Source organism: Geodermatophilus sp. SMS 5-13 (genome assembly GCF_059428245.1).
This window is the reverse complement of sequence record NZ_CP165729.1, coordinates 1,688,866-1,707,491: the sequence shown is the minus strand read 5'-3', so window position 1 is coordinate 1,707,491 and position 18,626 is coordinate 1,688,866. Positions and strand designations below refer to the sequence as shown.

Here is an 18,626-nt window from a genome sequence, read left to right as displayed (position 1 = left end):
ACGCGGGACTGCTATCGCCTCTGCAGGACGAGGAATCCGTTGCTCGGCAGGCGCACTTGCAGACGCCCCTCCGCCGCCGGGATGGCAGCCCCGAAGTTGCCGACATTCCGCCCACCGTAAAGGTGTGAGTCGCTGTTGAACGTCTCCTGCCACATTCCCGAGGGAAGTCTGCTGCTGTCGGCATGGACGACGTATCCGTCGAGGAAGGGGTGGTTGTTGAGGCTCGCGAGCACTAGAACCTCGATCTGACCGGATCTTCTCGTGAACGCGATCACCCTGCGCTGCCCGTCGACGTGGACGATGTCGACATGCCGCGACCGGACCGCGGCGTTGGCTCGTCGCAGCCGGATGAGGTCCTGGTAGAAGCGGAACATCGCCGCGCCGGCTCCGCTCCGCTCGCCGCTCAGATCCTCCTTGCTGTCGTCGATGTTGTCGTAGCGGTAGGACTTTTGCGCCACCACCTCCTCACCCATGAAGAACATCGGAGTTCCGGCCGACAGGATCGACAGCCCGGCGACCACCCTGCATCGAGCCTCGGCGTACTCCCTGGTAACACCCCACAGCGGGGCGCGGCCCACCGCCACGGTGCTGGTGCGCGCGGAGCCGCTCGCGTTGCCTGCCTCGTCGTGGGACTCGTGGTAGGTGATCTTGTCGAACTGCGTGCGCCACAATGCGTCGGCGAAGGTCTCCAGGCGCAGGGGCCTGTCGTCACCCAGACCGGCGTCGTGCAGCAGCCGAGCCGCCCCACCTGCCATGTCCGAGTCACCGATCAGGTCGTGGTAGTACTCGGCGAACCACGTCGAGTCGAAACCCAGCCCCCCGACGGCAGGCGGCTGAGTCACTGCGCTCCAACCGCTGTGGTCCTCGGCGATCAACAGCACCGATGGGCGGACCGTCTTGAGCGTGCGGCTCCATTCGCGCAGCAGCTTCTGTCCGAAGAGGTTGGCGCTACCCAGGTTCCGCTTGTCCGCCCTCAGTGTGTTGTCCCGGTGCATCGCCTGGGTCAGGTCGACCCGCAGCCCGTCGACGTGGAACTCCTCCACCAGCTGCAGTGCGCTGCCGACGAACAGGCGCCGCACCGGTTCGGCCCAGTAGCGCGGCGCGTCACCGGACGAGCCGTTCTCGACGTAGCCGTCACGCGGATCCGGGTAGTCGGTGCTCCTGCCCTCATACCAGTAGTAGATGTTCTCCTCATCCGCAGACGAGTCGTAATGCGATTCCGCCCGCTCGGCGGTCATATCGAAGTGGTTGTACACGACGTCCTGGATCACGGCGATGCCCCGGCGGTGGCACTCGCGCACGAAATGCTTGTACTTGTCCCGTCCTCCTGCGCTCGATTCGATCGCGAAGTGGTGGGTGTCGCCGTAGCCCCAGCTGAGGTCGCCGGAGAACTCGGCGAGTGGCATCAATTCAACCGCGGTCACGCCCAGTTCGCGCAGGTGGTCGAGCAGCCTCATGGCGTCCGCGAGGGTGCCCGGCCCCCCGCGGGGATACCCGAGGGCGCCCACGTGCAATTCGTAGATCACCAGGTCTTCGACCCGAGTCGGTACGGGACGCTCGACGCTGAACTCGTCGCGCCAGAAGTCGTCGTCCCCGATGAGCCGCGGCGGTGAGGTCGTCGGCTCGAACTCTTCGCGGACCCGGTCGGGGTCGATGACGACGCTGCAGCTGACCGTGCCGTCGAGACTCCGGAGATCGCCGTCCCATGCGCCGCCGGCAGGGTTCGTGCTGCCTCGGCCGGCCTGCCACCGGGAGTAGATGTCGGTGCGGAAGCGCATCTGGCCTGATGGGCTCTCGATCCTGAACATGTAGGGCCTACCTGTGAACCGGCCGAAGTCCGGCTCCGGCGTGCTCTCCCAGATGTCCCCCGGGCCGCGGACGAGCGGGATCGCCGGCATGCCCGGGTCGATCCCCGACCCGTCATCTCCGATGTAGCCGCGGTCAGGCCGCCCGAAGACGACGTCGACCCTGTGGGCGTGGGGCGCCCACAGGGCGAAGCGCACGCCCGGCTGTGCCGGCGGAACGGAATAGGCCTTCTGCGCGCCGAGGTGCCGCCCCCAGGTCAGGAGATAGCGGACCTCCCTGCTTGCGCCCGCCGCGGGAAGACGGAACTCGCAGTGACGCTCTTGCGAGTCGGCGAGGGGCACCTCGGTGCAGATCCCCCAGACGTTTGCCCCCGAAGGCCCGTCGAGGCGGACTCCCCATCGGACCGGCCGCCCCGCCTGCGCGTCGTCGAACTGCACCGTGGCAGCGAACGCGGGACAGCCGTCATCGGCCACGACGTCATCCATCGCAATCTCGGCCCACTGGTTCCAGTCCCCGGTGAGCCGGGCGTTTCGGAAGATCGGCCGAGTGAGCCCGGTCAGATACCTGAATTCCACGGTGATCAAGGCGCTGCCTTCCGGGCCAGTCCGTCGCGATCCCCAAGCGGATCTCGGGAGATGTGCAAGAACGATGCTTGTGGCCAGCCGTCAGTTCGGCGTCACCCCGCCGTCACGAGGCCGGGAGCCCGCCCCTCACTCACCGGCGGGCTCTCCGTCCGGCCGCTCGATGTCGTCCGCGGAGACAACCGCAAAGGCACGTGCCGGTCCCGAAACGATGACGACCGGTCAGACGGTGCTTGAGAGGCGAACGCGCCGCTCAGCTTGCCCGCGATGGCCGCGGGCACCGAGCCACCGCTGGCGGTGTCAGTTCGAATCCGTCAGCGGAAGCCCGGCCCCCGCCATGAGGGTGCCGTCGAGGACGCCGCTGGGGCTGACCGACAACAGGCACTCGGCAACCAGGCTGCTGTCGGCCTCCGGCACGGTCGATCCTCCGCGCCGCCGGTGGTCACGTCAGGAGGTCCCCAGGGCCTGCTGGACGAGGAGCCTGACCACCTGCTGGGTCTTGGGTTCCTGATCCTCCGCCGGCGCTAGACCCAGCGCGGCGAGGTGGGCCGAGAGCGCCTCCTGCGTGGCCAGGGCCTCGCCCAGGTCGGCGACGGCGGAGACCTCCAGGAAGTCGAGCGTCCCGACGGTCCACCGTTCGGCCCGGAGGTCGAGCCCGGCCGGCGTCCCGTCCACCGCTCCCCACCGCGTCGCCAGGACCGGCGGCAGCAGCGTGAGAGCTCCGACGTTGATCCGCACCGGGGCGCAGTCCCGGAGGAAGTCGAGCTGGGCGGCCACGAAGAGGTCCTCCACGTCGCGCCGTCCCGCTGCAGTCTCCGCGATGAGCCCCGCATGGCGGTCGGCGGAGTGCGACACCGCCAATGTCCGGCGGTCCCCGGCCCAGTCCGCCTCGATCTTCACGTCCCAGTCCTCGCCCTTGGTCGCGGTCAGCCACTGGTCGGTCATCTGGGACCGACGGCCCGGCCGCAGCTTGACCGTCGTGTCGTCCTTGCCGTCCGGCTTGTCCCGCACTCGGAGGATCACCCCCGCATCGAGCAGCGGTGTGGCAGGTGAGGTACCTGCCGCGACGTCCTCGCAGAAGTGGATCCGCCACTGCGGTCGGCCGGACGGTAGGCCGAGCGCGGCGACGGCCGCCTCGGTCTGCTCACCGCCGAGGGTCACCTTGATCTCGACGCGGTCGAGTCGCATGTCACCCACCTCGTCCGTCGGTGCTCCGTCGCGGCGGGCCGGGTCGGCGTCGCGACGTGCGCGGGACGATAGGCGGGAGCCGTCACTGGCCTGTCACGGCTCCGTGACGACCGAGCGGTAGCTCGGCAAGGCACGCAGCGCACCACCGCGACCGTCCTCCTGCTCGCTGAACCGGTCACAGGCGTAGCCGTTCGCCGCGTCTCCCGAGGAGAACGGACCGTCCGGGGACGGGAAGCTCATCGCCCCCATCACGGCAGGCGCCACCCGCGGTACCGGCTCCGTTCGTCGAGGTCTGGCACGGGCGGGCCGCCGAGCTCGCGGAATCGGCGCGGGCCAGCCACCTCGACGCGCGTCCGGTGGCTCTGCAGCTGCTGCGGCTCTGCGGGGAGCCGGCAGTCGAGTGCGATCGCGCGGCACCGCGGCGCGGTCGGGTCGCCGGCGTCGTGCGCGAGCGCCCACCAACTCCCGTCCCCGCGGACGATGCCGGCGAGACCGGGCCGGGGCGGTGTCCGGAAGCCCTCGACGTTGTTCGCTTTTCCGCGTCCCGGCGGGGCACCGGTCCAGGCGTCGACCACTTCGCCCGAGGCCGTCGTCACCCGGACGCGCAGCAGGATGGCGGTCCCCGCGGGCGACGCGACGAGCCCGAGCCAGAAGGCCTCGCCCGCCGGACACGACACGACCAGGTGCCGCGGCGAGCGCTCGAGCAGCGGGAGGGCACCCCAGCTCGACGGCAGGTCGGAGACCACGCCGGCGGGCGGGTACGGGTAGCGCTGGAAGGAGACCGACAGCGCCGGCGCCAGGGGGTACTCGTACATCAACCCACCGGCGGGCCTCCCCGCTGTGCGGCGGCGCGGTCCGCCCACAACGCAGCAGCGGCGTTGGCCGGCAGGTGGAGCCGGGTAGCGGCGGCACGGACGGCCTCCGGAAGCGGCTCGGTGGCGGTGACCGGGACCGCCGGAGCGAAGGGCAGGGCCGCCGCCGGCCCGGCGGTGGGGGCCATAGCCGAGGCCGGGACCGCACCGGTCAGGGTCGCCGCACGTCCATCCCCGTCTTCGACGTACGCGTCTTCGACGTACGCGCTGATCCAGTGAGACAACTGGGCGGCGTGCGCCTCCCTCGTCTCCCCGTCGGCGGCCCACGCGAAGAAGGCCCCCAGCGAGACCGAGGCGTGCACGCGCCGCCACAGGGCGACGGGCACGAGATCCGGCCTCGCATAGCTGGCCTCTGTGACCAGCTGCCAGCTCTCGCGGAACATCGGCGGCGCCGCGAACGGCCGACCGGCGCGCATCGCGGGGTCGGCGCACCGCAGGGACAGCGCCTCCACGTCGGGGTGGTCCGGCCCGACCAGCGTCCGGAGCTTGACGACAGCGGCGTCGAACTGCGCCGTGCGGACCGGATCGGGATCGGTCTTGTCCATGGCGCGCAGCAGCAGGTGGGCCCCGATGATGCCGGCTATCGGGTCTGCGTACTCGGAGAGCAGCAGGTCGGCCAACTGCGCACCGTGACCGACCGCGAGCAGGTCGCGGCCCTGGCCGAGCGCCAGCCGCGCGGCCTCGATCGTCGCGTCCTGCTCCGGGGTGCGGCTGCTTCCGGCGCGCCGCATGAAGACCGTGACGTCGACGATGGCCTCCCGGGCCGGATCGGCGGCGGCCGAGGGCGGGTTGATGCGCTGGACGGCCACCTGCGTCACCCAGTCCGGCGCGGCGACGACGCAGCCCTCGTAGTGGCGCCCGTCGAGCACCTGGCGCAGGAAGTAGGCACCGGGTCGCAGCTCCGCTTCCCAGACCGCCACCGGGTCGACCGCGGTCCGGTGCTCGAGGACGCACTCGTGCGCCATGTCCCCGATGGTCCTGCCGTGCGCGTCGACGACCGGCCCGCCGTCGGCGTCGACGAGGCTGAGGCCCTGCATCGGGTGCGGGGAGGGCGTGCTGGTTCCCATGGACACCGGACCGTTCGGGTCGGTCCAGAGCCGGGCCAGCACGGAGATGGTCGACAGGCCGGGCTCGGGACCGGTGAAGACGCCCTGGCGGTTGGCGGCGTCCTCGAACGGCCCGATGTGGAATTCGTGCGTGGCGGCGGTGCCGGCGATCGGTGCGGGCGAGGCCAGCTGCGGGCCTGGAGGCGGGCCGACGACGGTGTCCCGGTCGAGCAGCACCACCTCATCCGAGCCGGTCGTGATGTCCCGCCCGAATTCGATCCGTACCTTGTAGACGCCCGGGACCTCGCGTTCGTGCAGCTGCCCGGTCTCGCTGAAGATCCGCTCGAACCGGTGATCGGTGACGCTGATCGCCGCTGCCGCGTTGCCGGCCGCGACGTCGAGCGAGAACAGCTCCGCCGCTTCGGGGGGCATGACCGGCGGGCCGGTCCGCGTGACGACTTCGTCCACCGTTCCCGCGCCGCTGACCTGGAAGCCGTGACGCACCCCGGCGGCGGGCACCTCGGCCACGTACAGGCCGCGCAACAGGTCGCCGTGCCACTCGGGATGAGCCAGCGGCTCCGACACCACCCGGGCCAGCGGGCGACCGGTCCAGATCCGCAGTTCCTGACCAACCGCGCCGGCCGGCAGGACCAGGTTCACCCGGAAGGTGGGGCGTGCCGCCAGGCGGCGGAACACCATGCCGTCGTCAGCCCGGACAAAGGGCTGCAGGTCCACCGCCGCGGCGGTGCGCGCACCGACAGGCAGGAACTCCGGCATGACGGTGTACAGGAAGCTGCGAAGGCTCTCCCCCGTCACCCGCCCCCGCTCGTCGGCCGCGCCACCGCGCAGCCCCTGGAGCAGCGTCCAGGTGAACACCCCGTGCACCTGCCCGTCCGGCATCTCGTGCTCGAGGGCGCTCCGTGTCTGGGCGGCGAGCGCGATGAAGGCCGGGCCGGGCACGCCGGTGCCCAGCTTGGGCCGCATCAGCACCTCGTTGACGGGGATGGACTGCTCGTAGTTCATGCAGCTGTCCATCCACAGCACCGTCTCCCGGAACCGCTGGGCCTTGCGGAACCAGCGCATCCAGGCATGCGCGTAGACGTACTCCGGGCTGATCTGCGTCGCGTCGGCTGTGAACAGCGCGCCCTCCTCCAGCACCGGGGAGAACCCGTGCCCAGAGAAGTACAGGTACAGCCGGTTCCCGGGGACGTCGGCAGTCTGCTGTTCCACCCACTTGAGCTCCCGCTCGATCCTCCCCCGGGCAGGCTGCGGGTCGTCCGGGTCGATAGGCGCGAACTGGGCCGACTGCACGAGCCGCACGTTGCCCGGCTCCAGTCCCCCGCCGTCCGGAGCGATCAGCCAGTCGTGGACGGCCCGGGCGTCGTTGTCAGGTCCGGCGAGGTCCGCTGCCACCCCCAGCGTGCTGAGCGCGGGGTACCGGGCGACGCCGACGACCACCGCGAAGTCGGTCATCCTCCGTTTCCCTCCCGCCCCCTCGAGCGGTCCCGGTGCGTCACCACGGGTAGGCCACCCGGATGAACTCCTTGTCCGTCTCCGAGAGGTCCGGGTTCAGTCCCGCCGAGAACCCGTCGAGGGTCCAGGATGCGGGGATCGGGTACATCATGATCGACAGCGCGTCGACCGGTGTGCTCGTGAGCTCCGCCGGGTCGTAGCGCTTGAAGATGTTGTTCTCGATCGTCTGCGGTCCCCAGCTGTTCGGCGGGCGGGAGAGATCGGCCTCGACCGCGGGACGGTTCCACTCGATCGGCCGGTTGGGGTTCTGGTGCTCGTGGATGAGCCCGAGCGCGTGCCCGAACTCGTGCAGGACGACCCGCCGCACCTCCTCCTCCTCGGAGTCGGGCGTCAGCCAGCCGTAGTTCATCGTCGGCTCGGGCGCCGGGATCTGCTGGCACATCGTGCCGAGGTAGGACCAGGAGCCGTTCCCCTGCTGGAAGGCGACGCGGACGTCGGCGTCCCCGTTGTCGGTGAACCTCAGCCCCAGGTTGGCCATGTCCGGGCCGACCCATTCCTGCGCGGCCGCGGCGACGCGCTTGTGCAGGTCGCCCTCCCCCTCCAGAAAGCGCACGGTGATGTCGGTTCCGGGCTGCCACTTGAACTGGTTGAGCAGCGCGGCTCTGGTCTTGCCGGCGGACTCGGCCGGCATGGGGACCATGCAGAAGAACCTGGGGTTCTGCTCGGACATCGGTAGGCCTCTCTCGCATCAACGGGCAGGGACGGTGCGCCCGCCGGGAGCCGTCCGGCGGCTCGATCTGGACGGCAACGGCCTCGGCAGGTTCGACGACGGCCGGCGGAAGGTGTCGGCGTCTCGCCGACGACCTGGCCCGGCGGCGCTGCACACCGTAGGAACAGGCGCGTCACTCGGGCATCACCGGTCCGTCACCCGGGGTCCGGCGGTGGGTCCGGCCCACCGGCCTCGAGCAGCGCGGTCAGCTCGGTGGCGGTCGTGACGTCCCCGCTGGTCGTGTAAGTCCACGTCAGCGGCCGTTTCCGATCTCTGCGTCAGGCAGGGTGTGCGCCAGGCTGTGCGCCAGTTCGGGGTGGTCGATGAACGGGTTGCGGTTGCCCTGGCGGTCGAAGATGGCGGCGTTGCGGTGCCGCTCCCACTCGACGACCGGCTCTTGCTCGTGCCACTCCAGCAGCGTTTGACTGCGCCGCGGTGGCATCTCTTCCGGCTGGGCGACTCCTGGGTAGCGCAGCAGGAAGTAGAAGACGGCTCGGGCGGCCGCCCCTTTGCCGTGCAGGGGCTCGAAGCCATTCGCCTGGCTCTTGCCGCACTCGGACCGCACCACCCGCAGCACCGGGCCCCCGATCTCCTCGGGGAAGTCGGCAAATTCCTCATAGGGGGTGTTGCCGCGGAAGCTGTTGCAGCGGGCCTCGCACGCGAACAGGTGGTGCAGATCCCCGCGCATCGGCTCCCGTTTGCCGAACCAGCTCTGAGGGACCACGTGCTCGCAGTTGAACGGCAAGGCCGCCTCCACCTCGGCCTGCGTCTCGAGGGCGGCCCCGGGCCCGCGAGCGGTAAGCCGGGCGGTCAGCTCCCGAGCCCGGGCCTGTGCGATCGCCAGATCGGCTCGGATCAGCTCCGCCGGATCCCACTCCTGGCCGGTATAGAGGCTGCGCACCCGCCCGGTGGGCTGCAGGTCCACCCAGGGATACAGCTCGCTCGCCGGTTGATAGCGCGGCGTCCGCACGTGCGACCGCCGCACGAGATCCGCAAATTGCTCGGCCGTGCTCCCGCGGTAGTAGGCGTCGGCGGCAGCACCATCAGCCTCGGCATCGTAGTAGGCCCGCTGTCCGGATCGAGCCAGCTCGGCCAGCGCCGCGTCCAGGTCGAACAGCCCCAGCGTTTCGCTGAGGGAAGCCTCATCGGTGGTCACCGTGCAACGAGACCAGCCGTCCGTCACTGACACGTCAAGCCGCGGTCGCCGAGAATTCTGGGAGGTCCCCTCGGAAACGGGCTCTGCGTGGATTCCTGCTGACTGAACCGGCCAGACAGCACGGCGGGACCCAACTCGTGCTGGTTGCGGTCGTCCGCGGCACTTCCCGGGACGTGGGAGGTGCCAGGGTCCCGACGGTGGCGCCACCCGACCGTCACGGCCGCCTCACGCCGCGGAGAGGTCCATCCGGAACATGCCGCGACCGTGGGTGAGGCCACCGGGGGACGACGGCGATCGCGCTGATCTCCGATCCGGCGCTCGGCTTGATCAAGGTGTCTGCGGCGCCGCTGACGCCGCTTCGACGTCCACCGAACGACGGGTTTCTCCTCGCGGGATCACGTGCGCCGGCCGTCACCCCGGGGGCACCCGCCCGTCAACCCGCACGGCCGGCGCGCCCACGACGCTCTGCCGACGTTCTCCGTGCGCCAGGACCGCGAACCGCGAGCCGGATGAACCTGACCGCGGGGCGCAGCAATGACGTGGATGAACCCGGGTAGTAGATCCCGGTCCAGCCGAAAGCGGACCTCGGCGATCCATTCTCTCGTCGCGCCAGCGGGCGAGATGCTGCACCGGGACCGGCACGGGACGCGGGAGGTCCATCAGAGCGGCCATCGCAGCGGTGTCCGCCTGCACCTGGACACAGCGACGGCTGGACTCGCGCGACGTTCTGATCGAGCTCGTGGGCCGGCATCGCTGTGAAGGACGGAGATCGAAGGATGACCGACCGCCGGATCACCTGTACCGAATACCGCGTTCCCGGCAGTGGTCTGCCGCGCCTGGGCTCGACCTCGCACGCAGAAAGCGCGATCGAGCTGGAAAGCTATCTGCGGCCGCTGGAACAGGTGCACAGTTCCGCCCACGGTTTCGGGGTCGTGGAGGGATTGACGGTGACGGCCACGCCCGGTTCGGCGGCCGTGCGGGTGTCCTCCGGAATCGCCATCGATCGCGGGGGGAAGCACGTCGCCCTGGCCGTAGGTGGGAAAGCCGAGATCTCGCCTACCCCCGACCAGAACAGCCAACTGGTACTGGTCGACGCTGACGGGCTGGATCTGCCCACCGCCGGCCAGACGGGCACCTGCCGGGTCACCGTGCAGTGGCGGGAGACATTCGATCAGGATCTGTTCGCCACCTCCGGTCAGAAGGTCTTCCAGAACAACCACACTCCCTGGCTGCAGGTGTCCCCTGCGGCTTCCGTCGACCCCGACGCGGTCGTGCTCGCCACGGTGGTCCTCGACAACACGGGCGCAGTTCTCCCCGACGGGGTCAGCGCCGACGAGCGGCACGGCACAGCGCCCGGGGTGGAAGCCGTCACTCTTCGCGGCGGATCGTCAGCGGCTATGCCGTCAGGTGCGCTGACGGTCAGCGACACGCCCGCTGGGCGCCTCCGCGCCCGGCCGGGGGGCGGGCTGCAACTACAGGTCAGCGACCCAAGCGGCGAGATCGAGATACGTTCCGAGCAGGGAAACGCCGCCAAGCTGTCCCTGGCCGTCGACCTGGTCGCCCTCCGACGCGCCGACGGTGCCGAGCCGATCGTCTTCGACACAGCCACCGGCGGCCTGCGGGTGGCGGGCGACGCGGCTTTCGGCGGCGGTCTCTCCGCTGCGGACGTCACCGCGGCGGGGATATCGGGCACGAGCCTGTCGGTGTCGGGATCGATCCAGGCGGGCGACGTCAGCGTTGCCGGACTGTCCGCCGCTGGCAGCCTCTCGGTGAGTGGGACGGTGGACGCGTCCCAATACCAGACCACTGGGCAGTCCTGGCTGCGCGGGCAGGTCTACACCGGCGAGATCTTCGGCCACTGGGACGGCACAGCCGACCTGAAACTGTTCGGCTCCGACATCTGGGACGCCGGCGACGGCTGGCTGCAACTCCAGAGCGGAAGCGGCAAGACCTACCTCCGAGGCGACGTCACCGTGCAGGGCCAGGTCTCGCTGCCCGGTGGTATCCCGGGCGGCCTATCGGTGGGTGGGGTGATCGACGCGTTCCAGTACCAGACCACTGGGCAGTCCTGGCTGCGCGGGCAGGTCTACACCGGCGAGATCTTCGGCCACTGGGACGGCACAGCCACCCTGAAACTGTTCGGCTCCGACATCTGGGACGCCGGCGACGGCTGGCTGCAACTCCAGAGCGGTGGCGGCAAGACCTACCTCCGAGGCGAAGTCACGGTGCAGGGCAGATTGAACAAGCCAGGCGGCGGATTCAAGATCGATCACCCGTTGGAACCCCAGCAGAAATACCTCTCACACTCCTTCGTCGAGTCGCCCGAGATGACCAATCTGTACGCCGGTGTAGTCGTGACCGACGACGACGGCAGGGCGACCGTGACTCTGCCCGATTTCTTCGAGGCTCTCAATCGCGACCACCGGTTCCAGCTGACCGCTATTGGCCGACTGGCCCTGGCCACCGTGGAGGGCGAGGTGCGAGACAACGCCTTCACGATCCGGACCGACCAACCGGGAGTCACCGTGTCCTGGCAGGTCACCGGCGTCCGTCAGGACGCCTGGGCGGAGGCCAATCGAATTCCTGTCGTGGAGGAAAAACCGGCTGCCGAACGCAACCACTTCTTGCACCCCGAGTTGTACGGGCAGCCCGATGACCGCTTCTTCCTGCCGGTCACTGCCCTCCAGCCTGCCGCAGAGCCCGCATCCGCTGCCCCACAGTTCGAGCCTGAGACTCCGCAGTCGCAGCCCAGTCCTCCGGCGTCCGTGCAGTCCGAATCGGATCGACGGCACAACTGAGACCGGATCCGAACCCGAGCGCACAGTTCTACCGACCCGGTCGCCACGATCCGACGATCACGCCTGACGCGGGTCGCCGGTTGCCGGAGGATCCCGAGACGGATGACGCATCCGTGACGTCGGGGTGACGGCGGTGATCGACCCTGTGCGGCGTCACCACGGCACGTCGACCATTTCCACTCCGGCACATCGACCACTTGAGATGCGGTAGCGGGGAAGAACGATGATCCAAGATGTGCGCGTCCGCAGAGGATGGCCGCACGCCCGGAACAGCCCGGTATCGGTCCTAGGCATATGCCTCACATGATCGAGCCAGCCCGTGGAATGGCCTCATTGTAGTTCGCGCCATCCTCCATACCACGCGCAAGGAACGCCCGTCATGGTGGTCTGCAGCCGGCAGCACGAGATCCGCGTCATGGTCGTCTCCGCGATGCGGATCTACCGCGAGGGTTTGTCCCGGGTCCTGGAGCAGGAGCCCGACATCCGCGTCGTCGGAATGGTCGCCAGCATCGAAGAGGCCAGCCCTGAGCTCGTGGAGACCGATGTCGACGTGGCACTCATCGATGTCGGCCTCGACGCCGGGCTGACTCGCATGCGCCTGTTGCCCCAACTTCCCCGGCGGCCGGCAATCGTCGCCCTCGGCGTGGTGGAGTGCGAAGAAGAAGTCATCGCGTTGGCGGAGGCCGGTATCGCCGGCTACGTCACCAGCCGCGACTCGGTCATGCAGCTCATGCGGACGGTGCGGGACGCGGCGAGGGGTGACTTCGCCTGCCCGCCCCACATCAGCGGTTGGCTGTTGAGGCACGTGGGGGCGGTGGGCCGGCAGGCCGCGGTGCGGTGCCCTCCATCGGGACTGACGGTGCGCGAGCAAGAGGTCGTCGGACTGATCGCCATGGGACTGTCCAACAAGGAGATCGCCCGACGGCTGCAGATCCAGCTCGCCACGGTCAAGAACCACGTCCACAACATCCTCGAGAAGGTGGGTGTCAGCCGGCGCGCCGAGGTCGCTGCCTCGCTGCGGGCCGGTCAGAGGGTCTGACCGCCGTCCGTACCTCCGCGCTCGGAAGTCTCGAGTCGGTGCCGCCCGCCGCGGCGCGAGGCGCGGGGCGTGCCGGAGGACACGCGCCAGCGGTCGGCCCGGCCGAGGGAAGGGTCAGCCGGACGAGTCGGCTCGCCCCATGCGCCGCCTGGGTCCTCTCTGAACCGCCGGGTGAACCCGCGCGTGGGCCGAAGTTGGCCCCCCGCGGTCCATTCCGGTGCCCCTGTCACGGACGGGACGCTGGCGCGAGGCCGGCGGGAGAAGGGCATGAGACCGATCCGAGTACTCATCGCGGAACTGGCCGCCCTGCACGCGGACATCGTCACGCGGATCGTGAGGGAACAGACCGACATGACCGTCGTGGGTCGGATCAGCACCCGCCGGGCGGTCGACCGTGCCCTCGTCGAGCGTGTCGAGCCGGACGTCGTGCTCGTGGCGTCGGCCGATGACCTCGACCCCGACCTCCTGCGGGAGCACCCGTGGGTGGGGCTGGTCATGGTGGAACCCGAACGCTCCGACGGCGCGGTGGAGACCCGCTCCTGGGCGTGGTCGAGCACATGCTGGCCGGAGAACCTCGTGGAGGCCATCAGGCAGGCCGGTAGCCGACCGCTGAGGGCAGAGCCCGAAGGCGGCGATCGGGCGTGACCGCATGAGCGCATTCGTGGACTCCGTGCTGATCGGTCTCAGCGATCCCGCCAGGCTCCAGGAACTCCTCGCACCCGCCTCCGACGCGTCGCATCAGCGGATCAAGCAACTCTTCGCGGCGGTCTATGCGCTCCCCTACGCCGCGATCCACGACGTCACCGCCGTCGACGTGCTGGCCACCGAGTTCCAGCGGCCGCTGTTCGCCCCGCGGCGCATGGCCGGAACCTGGACGCAGACAACGCCGAGCCACGTCCGTACCGACGTCCTCTACGAGGGCCTCGACGGACTCGTCCCGGAATGGCTCGACGTGGCGACGCACCTCGCCGTGACCGTGGTCCTCGAGGTAGACGCCGGGGAGGTCGAGACGATCCGGATCGACGACATCGGCGACTTCGACACCTTCGCCGAGTTCGAGGCCAAGTTCCGCCATTTCGACCTGGCTGCGTTTCTCGCCGAGCACCAGATCACCACGGTCGAGGAGCTCAAGCGGATGTACCGGTACCTGCTGGGTGAGATCACGGTCAAGCAGCCCGGGGTCTTCGACCCGGACGATCCGACCAACCAGCGCCGCTTCGCCCTGGACCTGGCGATCCTCATCCGCGACGCCGTCGACGTGGTCGCCGGCCTGCGCGACGCCCGACGGGCGCGGGAGATCTGTGAACGCACCCTGGCGTACCGCCGCACGACCGGCGAGGCCGAGCTCCGCACGCCGTATGCACCCGTCCTGCTCATGCCGGAGGCCGCGGTGGCCGCCACCGGCTTCAGCCCAGACGACCTGACGGCCTTCTTCGCCGCCCAGGACGTCCTCGCCGTGTTCACCGCCCCCTGACCGACACAAGGAGGTCCCTCATGCCGCCCAGCCCCCGGCAGCGCCCGTCGCGGAGCGCCTCGAGCTCCGACGACACCGCACCGGCGCCGACCGACGCTCCACCGGGCGCGGCCGCCGGCGAGGACATCCGGACCCCGGAGCCGGCGGGCTCCGGCATCCCCGGCGCCGAAGCCGAGCCGCGGAGCAACCGGCCGGGGCGGGGGCTGAGCTCTGCCGAGCAGGCGGCGCTGCGCCGCAAGTTGCGCGACAAGTTCCACTGAGGCCGAAGGAGCACCCCGTGGCCGTCCGATACGTACGGGTCAATCCCGTCGCCGACCTGTTCTCGCCCGTGATCCGCGCGACCGGAAACGTCGCCGTCATCGGCACGGCGGCCAGGGGCACGGAGAACGTCCCGGTGCAGGTGAGCAGTCCGAGCGACGCCGTCGCGGCGTTCGGCCCCGTGTCCGAGCCGGACCCGGCCGACCCGGACCGTTCCAGGCCCGCCTCCAGCGTGAGCGCGTCCCTGGACCTGCTGTTCCAGCAGACACCCGGTCCGGGTCAGGTGTGGGGAGTGAGGGCGGCCGGGAATGCCACCGATGCGGTGGCCGACCCGACCGCGGCTCTCCAGTCGGTCGAGAGCCTCGACGTGCAGTTCGTCGTGCTCGCCGGCACCCCGTTGACCGACGCCAGCGGTGCGCCCGACGGCGCGATCGGCAGGCTGGCGGCTCACGTCGCCTCGGTGTCCACCACCGGCGGCGAGGGCAAGGAACGCATGGGCGTGGCGATGCTGGCGAAGGGGGCGGCCGACCCGGCCCTGGTCACCGGCAAGGGCGGCCTGGTCAGCGACCGCATGATCTACGTGGCACACAAGAGCGACCAGGACGCGGGAGCCGCCGTCGCCGGTACCGTCGCCGGCTACCCGCCGCACGTGTCAGCACTGCTGAAGCAGGTCGCGATCGACAGCGACCCGTTCACGTCGGCGGAGATCGACGCCCTGAACGGCTCCGAGACGTTCGACAGCGGCCCGGCCGGCCGGGGGGTCAACTGGCTGACCCACCCGTCCCTGATCGCCGGTGGCGGCATCTACCTCGGCGAGGGCTACACCGGCAATCCGGCCGGCAAGAAGTACATCGACGTCCAGCGGGCGATCGACGACGTGTCGTTCAAGCTCAAGGCACGCCTGATCCGGAGCATCGGCGAGCTGCGCATCAGCCGGTCCGGCCTGCGCTCGCTGGTGGTGCAGATGGAGGCGGTCCTCGACCGCCTCGTCGCCGACGGCGTCGTCGAGGGTCACAGCATCACGGTCCCGGTGCTCGAGCTGCTCGACGCCGACCCCTCTGCACTGACCGCCGCGCAGCTGCAGGCCATCCAGGACGCGCAGAACGACCGGGTCGTCGAGGTGCTGGTCGCGGTCGACTACGCGGGCGCCATCCACCGTCTCGCCATCACGCTGAAGTTCGAGTAGGGGGACGACGATGCCCGACTGGAACACCCGCCTCGAGGTGCGACTGGGATCCGCAGTCGTCGCGCCGATCTCCCAGTTCACGCCCACGTTCAACGCCCCGCATACGGTCATCCACTCGATCGACGCGGACAACGTCGGATACGTCCGCCAGCCGCAGACCTTCACCTTCACCATGACCGTGCAGGCGATCGGAACGACCGTCGCCGACCTCACCGAGCTCGCGGTCAAGGGCCAGGAGTTCGAGATCACGGTGTCGGAGAAGAAGGGCACGGACTGGGCGTTCAAGGCGCTGAAGTTCGGCCGCTGCGTGATCACGTCGGCCAACCCCAGCAACGTCGTGATCGACGGCGCGCCGACCGCCAGCTTCAACTGCATGTCGCTGAGCGCCGGGATCGACTGACCATGGCCGACGACGATCCCGGAGCCCTCGGTGAGCTCGGCGACGGCGCCCCCGAGCAACCGCCGCGCGAACCGTCGGCGGAGCGGCCGGCCGTCGCCGGTGGGCCGGCGACCGTGCCGGAATTCGAGCTCGGCGGCCGGGTGGAGCGCACCGGGATCGCGCTGGTGCACGAGGGCGAGTACGTCGTCCCGGCGCCCGGCAGCGCCGCCGTCCTCTCCCCGCCGCCCACCGGCCTGCCCGGCGAGGCGGTGACCTGGACCTTCCCGGTGGAGGTCGAGATCGTCGGCGACCTGTCCGAGGACCACCTGCGCACGGTCGCGGCCCACGTGTTCGACGAGCTGGACACCGCGCTGCGCGGCCTGGGGTGAGGAATTGCCCATGGGCGAGATGGAGTGCCGGGTGCCCATCCGGGTCCGCGTCGTCGGCCGGCCGACCGAGGAGGACCTCGCGCGTCTGGAAGCGGCCGTGGCCCGGGCGGTCGGTCGACAGCTCACGCGGGCCGGCCGACCGGGGACATCAGCGGCTCCGGGCACGACTGCCGGTCCGTGGGTCCTCACCGCGGGGACTCCCGACCGGCCGGTCGCACGGACGGCGGCAAATCCCGTCCGGGGCGGTCGGACCCGGCCCCCTGCCGGCCAGGCGCCCGCGCGCCGGCCCCGGCCCCGCGACGGCCGGCTGCGCGTCCGGGGACCGGACACCGATCGGAACGTGTACGCCTTCCTCCTCGCGCTGACCCGGCGGATCCGCGGGTTCGCGGGCCTGACCCTCGCGCGGATCAACGGCAACGAGCTCGAGTACGGCGACCGGACCTACCGGCTGGTGGCCGTGGGTGGGTCCGGGGCGGGCACCGTCAGCGCCCAACTCGGCGAGGGGGTCTTCTACCTGCGGCCGGTCGCACGGGAGAGCCTGGGCCTGGCCGCGCTGGCCCAGGGCGGGGGTTACCGGATCCAGCAGGTGGACGACCGGGGCGGCCGGCGGGACACCGGGCTGAGTGTGATCACCTGGGGCCTGGAGTCGATCTCGGAGGGGATCCTCGCCTACTCCGCCCGCACGATCTACGTGACCGAGACGATCGTCGAGGCGCGCCGGCCACGCGACACCGCCGCCCTCACCAGCAGGGTGCTGGAGGTCCTGGACGCCGCCGGCATCACCTTCGCGCCGCGGGCCACGACCGCCGCGATCCTCTCCCACCTGCGACCGGCAGAGCTCACCCCCGACGAGATGATGGACATCCTGTTCCGGCTGGACCGGGTGGGCCGGCTGGGCGAGTTCCTCAACCTGGTGTCGGTCCGCGAGATGCGGCAGTTCCTCAAGGACGCCGGGGTCGAGTGGTCGTTCGTCTTCGCCAACTGGAAGCCCAGCTTCAACGACAGCGCGGCGGTGTTCGGCGGGGTCCTGGTCGGCGCGGCGGAGAACGTCCTCGATGTGCTCAAGGTGCTCGGCACCCTCGTCGGCGTCTCCGAGCGGGCGTCACACGAGCGCCGTCAGCTCTACGAGGGCCTCAAGCAGTTCTTCGCCCATCCCCTGGTGAACGCCCAGCGGGGCATCCAGCTGCTGGAGAAGACGTTCACCGACAAGATGTGGAACCTCGAGTTCTTCGACGCAGGCCGGATCATCGGCAACGTCGTCGTGGTGCTGCTGACCCTTCCGACGTTCGTCCGTAGCCTGCCGCGGATCGCCGTCGCCCTGGCCGAGGTCGCGGTGAAGCTGGCCCGGCTGAGCCTGGCCGGCATCCGTGCCCTCGGGGTCACGCTCGAGACCTTCGGCCAGTTTCTCAGGAACCCGGTGCCCCGCCTCGCCACCGCCGAGGGCATCGTGCTCATGGAAGCCGGCGAGAACATCGTCGTCGTCGCCCAGGACGGCAAGCCGATCGGCCAGATCGCCAAGGCCACCGCCGCCGAGGAGCTGGCCCAGGCGACCGCCGCCGAGGCGAAAACGGGCTCGGGCGGGGCGGGCGGTGCAGGCGCGGCGGGCGCCGCCGGACCGGCCGTCAGTGGCGGCGCGAGCCCGCTCACGGCGGGCCGCGGCGGCATCCGGAGCATCGCGCGGGTCGCGCAGGCCGACGGCAGCGCCGTCACCACGATCGAGGGGCGGCTACAACCCACCATCGCGCGCACCGGCCTCGAGGAGCGGATCCTCCGACCGGGCAGCGAGGTCGGCCTCCACGGCTGGGATCGAGCGCACCTGTGGGGCCCCATCCTCGGTGACGAGGCGGCCGCCGGCACGCTGTACGCCCGGGCCGGGTTCAACCGCGGGGTGCAGCTGCAGCTGGAGAAGGTGCTCCAGGCCCTGCAGCGGGACATCGGTGCGGGGGGCGAGGTCTGGGTCAGGGCGACCAGCCGCAGCTTCCCGCGCACCGTCGCGGACGGTCGAGCGCTCGCCGAGCTCCGGTACGAGTTCACCGTCCGGCCTCCAGGCGGCCAGCCCGGCCGGACGCTGCGCCTGGACTTCACCCTCGAGCCGCCCGGCCCCCTCCCGCCGGGCCGCCCGGGCTTCACGGTCTCGGCTCCGTTCGAGGGAGGCACCCCGTGATCCGGCCGGTCCCGGGGCCGCGCGGCCGCCCCCGGCCGGCCGGCGCAG

15 protein-coding genes are annotated in these 18,626 nt (G+C 70.6%); 9 read left to right on the top strand and 6 right to left on the bottom strand.

What is annotated here, in order from left to right; genetic code table 11:
- Positions 1 to 11 precede the first annotated feature (11 nt).
- The 6 genes from AB3388_RS08365 to AB3388_RS08340 all read right to left on the bottom strand — a co-directional run bounded on the left by AB3388_RS08365 (position 12) and on the right by AB3388_RS08340 (position 8,891).
- Positions 12 to 2,381, bottom strand: a complete 2,370-nt coding sequence (locus AB3388_RS08365) for an alpha-amylase family glycosyl hydrolase (RefSeq protein ID WP_495411445.1) — start codon at positions 2,379 to 2,381, stop codon at positions 12 to 14.
- A gap of 453 nt (positions 2,382 to 2,834) precedes the next feature.
- The gene (locus AB3388_RS08360) at positions 2,835 to 3,575 is read right to left on the bottom strand and encodes a hypothetical protein (RefSeq protein WP_495410298.1); all 741 of its coding nucleotides are present in this window, start codon (positions 3,573 to 3,575) and stop codon (positions 2,835 to 2,837) included.
- 248 nt (positions 3,576 to 3,823) lie between these two features.
- Complete coding sequence (locus AB3388_RS08355) at positions 3,824 to 4,390, bottom strand: hypothetical protein (protein WP_495410297.1); 567 nt, start codon at positions 4,388 to 4,390, stop codon at positions 3,824 to 3,826.
- Positions 4,390 to 6,966 carry a caspase family protein gene (locus AB3388_RS08350; RefSeq protein ID WP_495410296.1) on the bottom strand — a complete coding sequence of 859 codons (2,577 nt, stop codon included), beginning with the start codon at positions 6,964 to 6,966 and terminating at the stop codon, positions 4,390 to 4,392. Before AB3388_RS08350 ends, AB3388_RS08355 begins: the two co-directional genes overlap by 1 nt.
- Before the next feature lie 40 nt (positions 6,967 to 7,006).
- Positions 7,007 to 7,666, bottom strand: coding sequence for a M12 family metallopeptidase (locus AB3388_RS08345; RefSeq protein ID WP_495410295.1), 660 nt, complete (start codon positions 7,664 to 7,666; stop codon positions 7,007 to 7,009).
- A 322-nt stretch (positions 7,667 to 7,988) separates the two neighbouring features.
- Positions 7,989 to 8,891, bottom strand: coding sequence for an endonuclease I family protein (locus AB3388_RS08340; RefSeq protein ID WP_495410294.1), 903 nt, complete (start codon positions 8,889 to 8,891; stop codon positions 7,989 to 7,991).
- 776 nt (positions 8,892 to 9,667) lie between these two features.
- Here AB3388_RS08340 and AB3388_RS08335 point away from each other — a divergent pair.
- The 9 genes from AB3388_RS08335 (at position 9,668) to AB3388_RS08295 (ending at position 18,578) form a co-directional block, all read left to right on the top strand.
- Entirely contained in the window at positions 9,668 to 11,689 is a 2,022-nt protein-coding gene (locus tag AB3388_RS08335) for a hypothetical protein (protein WP_495410293.1), read from the top strand.
- 379 nt (positions 11,690 to 12,068) lie between these two features.
- Positions 12,069 to 12,728, top strand: coding sequence for a LuxR C-terminal-related transcriptional regulator (locus tag AB3388_RS08330; protein ID WP_495410292.1), 660 nt, complete (start codon positions 12,069 to 12,071; stop codon positions 12,726 to 12,728).
- A 267-nt stretch (positions 12,729 to 12,995) separates the two neighbouring features.
- A complete protein-coding gene (locus AB3388_RS08325; RefSeq protein WP_495410291.1) occupies positions 12,996 to 13,373 on the top strand; it encodes a hypothetical protein in 378 nt (125 codons plus the stop codon).
- Between the two features lie 4 nt (positions 13,374 to 13,377).
- Positions 13,378 to 14,202, top strand: coding sequence for a hypothetical protein (locus AB3388_RS08320; RefSeq protein ID WP_495410290.1), 825 nt, complete (start codon positions 13,378 to 13,380; stop codon positions 14,200 to 14,202).
- A gap of 20 nt (positions 14,203 to 14,222) precedes the next feature.
- The gene (locus AB3388_RS08315; RefSeq protein ID WP_495410289.1) at positions 14,223 to 14,462 is read left to right on the top strand and encodes a hypothetical protein; all 240 of its coding nucleotides are present in this window, start codon (positions 14,223 to 14,225) and stop codon (positions 14,460 to 14,462) included.
- Between the two features lie 17 nt (positions 14,463 to 14,479).
- The gene (locus tag AB3388_RS08310; protein WP_495410288.1) at positions 14,480 to 15,646 is read left to right on the top strand and encodes a hypothetical protein; all 1,167 of its coding nucleotides are present in this window, start codon (positions 14,480 to 14,482) and stop codon (positions 15,644 to 15,646) included.
- A gap of 10 nt (positions 15,647 to 15,656) precedes the next feature.
- A complete protein-coding gene (locus AB3388_RS08305) occupies positions 15,657 to 16,046 on the top strand; it encodes a hypothetical protein (RefSeq protein WP_495410287.1) in 390 nt (129 codons plus the stop codon).
- A gap of 2 nt (positions 16,047 to 16,048) precedes the next feature.
- Entirely contained in the window at positions 16,049 to 16,414 is a 366-nt protein-coding gene (locus AB3388_RS08300; RefSeq protein ID WP_495410286.1) for a hypothetical protein, read from the top strand.
- Positions 16,415 to 16,754: 340 nt separating this feature from the next.
- Positions 16,755 to 18,578: a polymorphic toxin type 4 domain-containing protein gene (locus tag AB3388_RS08295; RefSeq protein ID WP_495410285.1), complete on the top strand. Its 1,824-nt coding sequence runs from the start codon at positions 16,755 to 16,757 to the stop codon at positions 18,576 to 18,578.
- Positions 18,579 to 18,626: the final 48 nt, after the last annotated feature.

Bases quoted from the DNA above. Each gene is read 5' to 3' on its own strand.
- AB3388_RS08320 (WP_495410290.1), top strand. From the start codon at position 13,378: ATGAGCGCATTCGTGGACTCCGTGCTGATCGGTCTCAGCGATCCCGCC.
- AB3388_RS08315 (WP_495410289.1), top strand. From the start codon at position 14,223: ATGCCGCCCAGCCCCCGGCAGCGCCCGTCGCGGAGCGCCTCGAGCTCC.
- AB3388_RS08345 (WP_495410295.1), bottom strand. From the start codon at position 7,666: ATGGTCCCCATGCCGGCCGAGTCCGCCGGCAAGACCAGAGCCGCGCTG.
- AB3388_RS08360 (WP_495410298.1), bottom strand. From the start codon at position 3,575: ATGCGACTCGACCGCGTCGAGATCAAGGTGACCCTCGGCGGTGAGCAG.
- AB3388_RS08335 (WP_495410293.1), top strand. From the start codon at position 9,668: ATGACCGACCGCCGGATCACCTGTACCGAATACCGCGTTCCCGGCAGT.
- AB3388_RS08300 (WP_495410286.1), top strand. From the start codon at position 16,049: ATGGCCGACGACGATCCCGGAGCCCTCGGTGAGCTCGGCGACGGCGCC.
- AB3388_RS08330 (WP_495410292.1), top strand. From the start codon at position 12,069: ATGGTGGTCTGCAGCCGGCAGCACGAGATCCGCGTCATGGTCGTCTCC.
- AB3388_RS08355 (WP_495410297.1), bottom strand. From the start codon at position 4,390: ATGTACGAGTACCCCCTGGCGCCGGCGCTGTCGGTCTCCTTCCAGCGC.
- AB3388_RS08325 (WP_495410291.1), top strand. From the start codon at position 12,996: ATGAGACCGATCCGAGTACTCATCGCGGAACTGGCCGCCCTGCACGCG.
- AB3388_RS08350 (WP_495410296.1), bottom strand. From the start codon at position 6,966: ATGACCGACTTCGCGGTGGTCGTCGGCGTCGCCCGGTACCCCGCGCTC.
- AB3388_RS08305 (WP_495410287.1), top strand. From the start codon at position 15,657: ATGCCCGACTGGAACACCCGCCTCGAGGTGCGACTGGGATCCGCAGTC.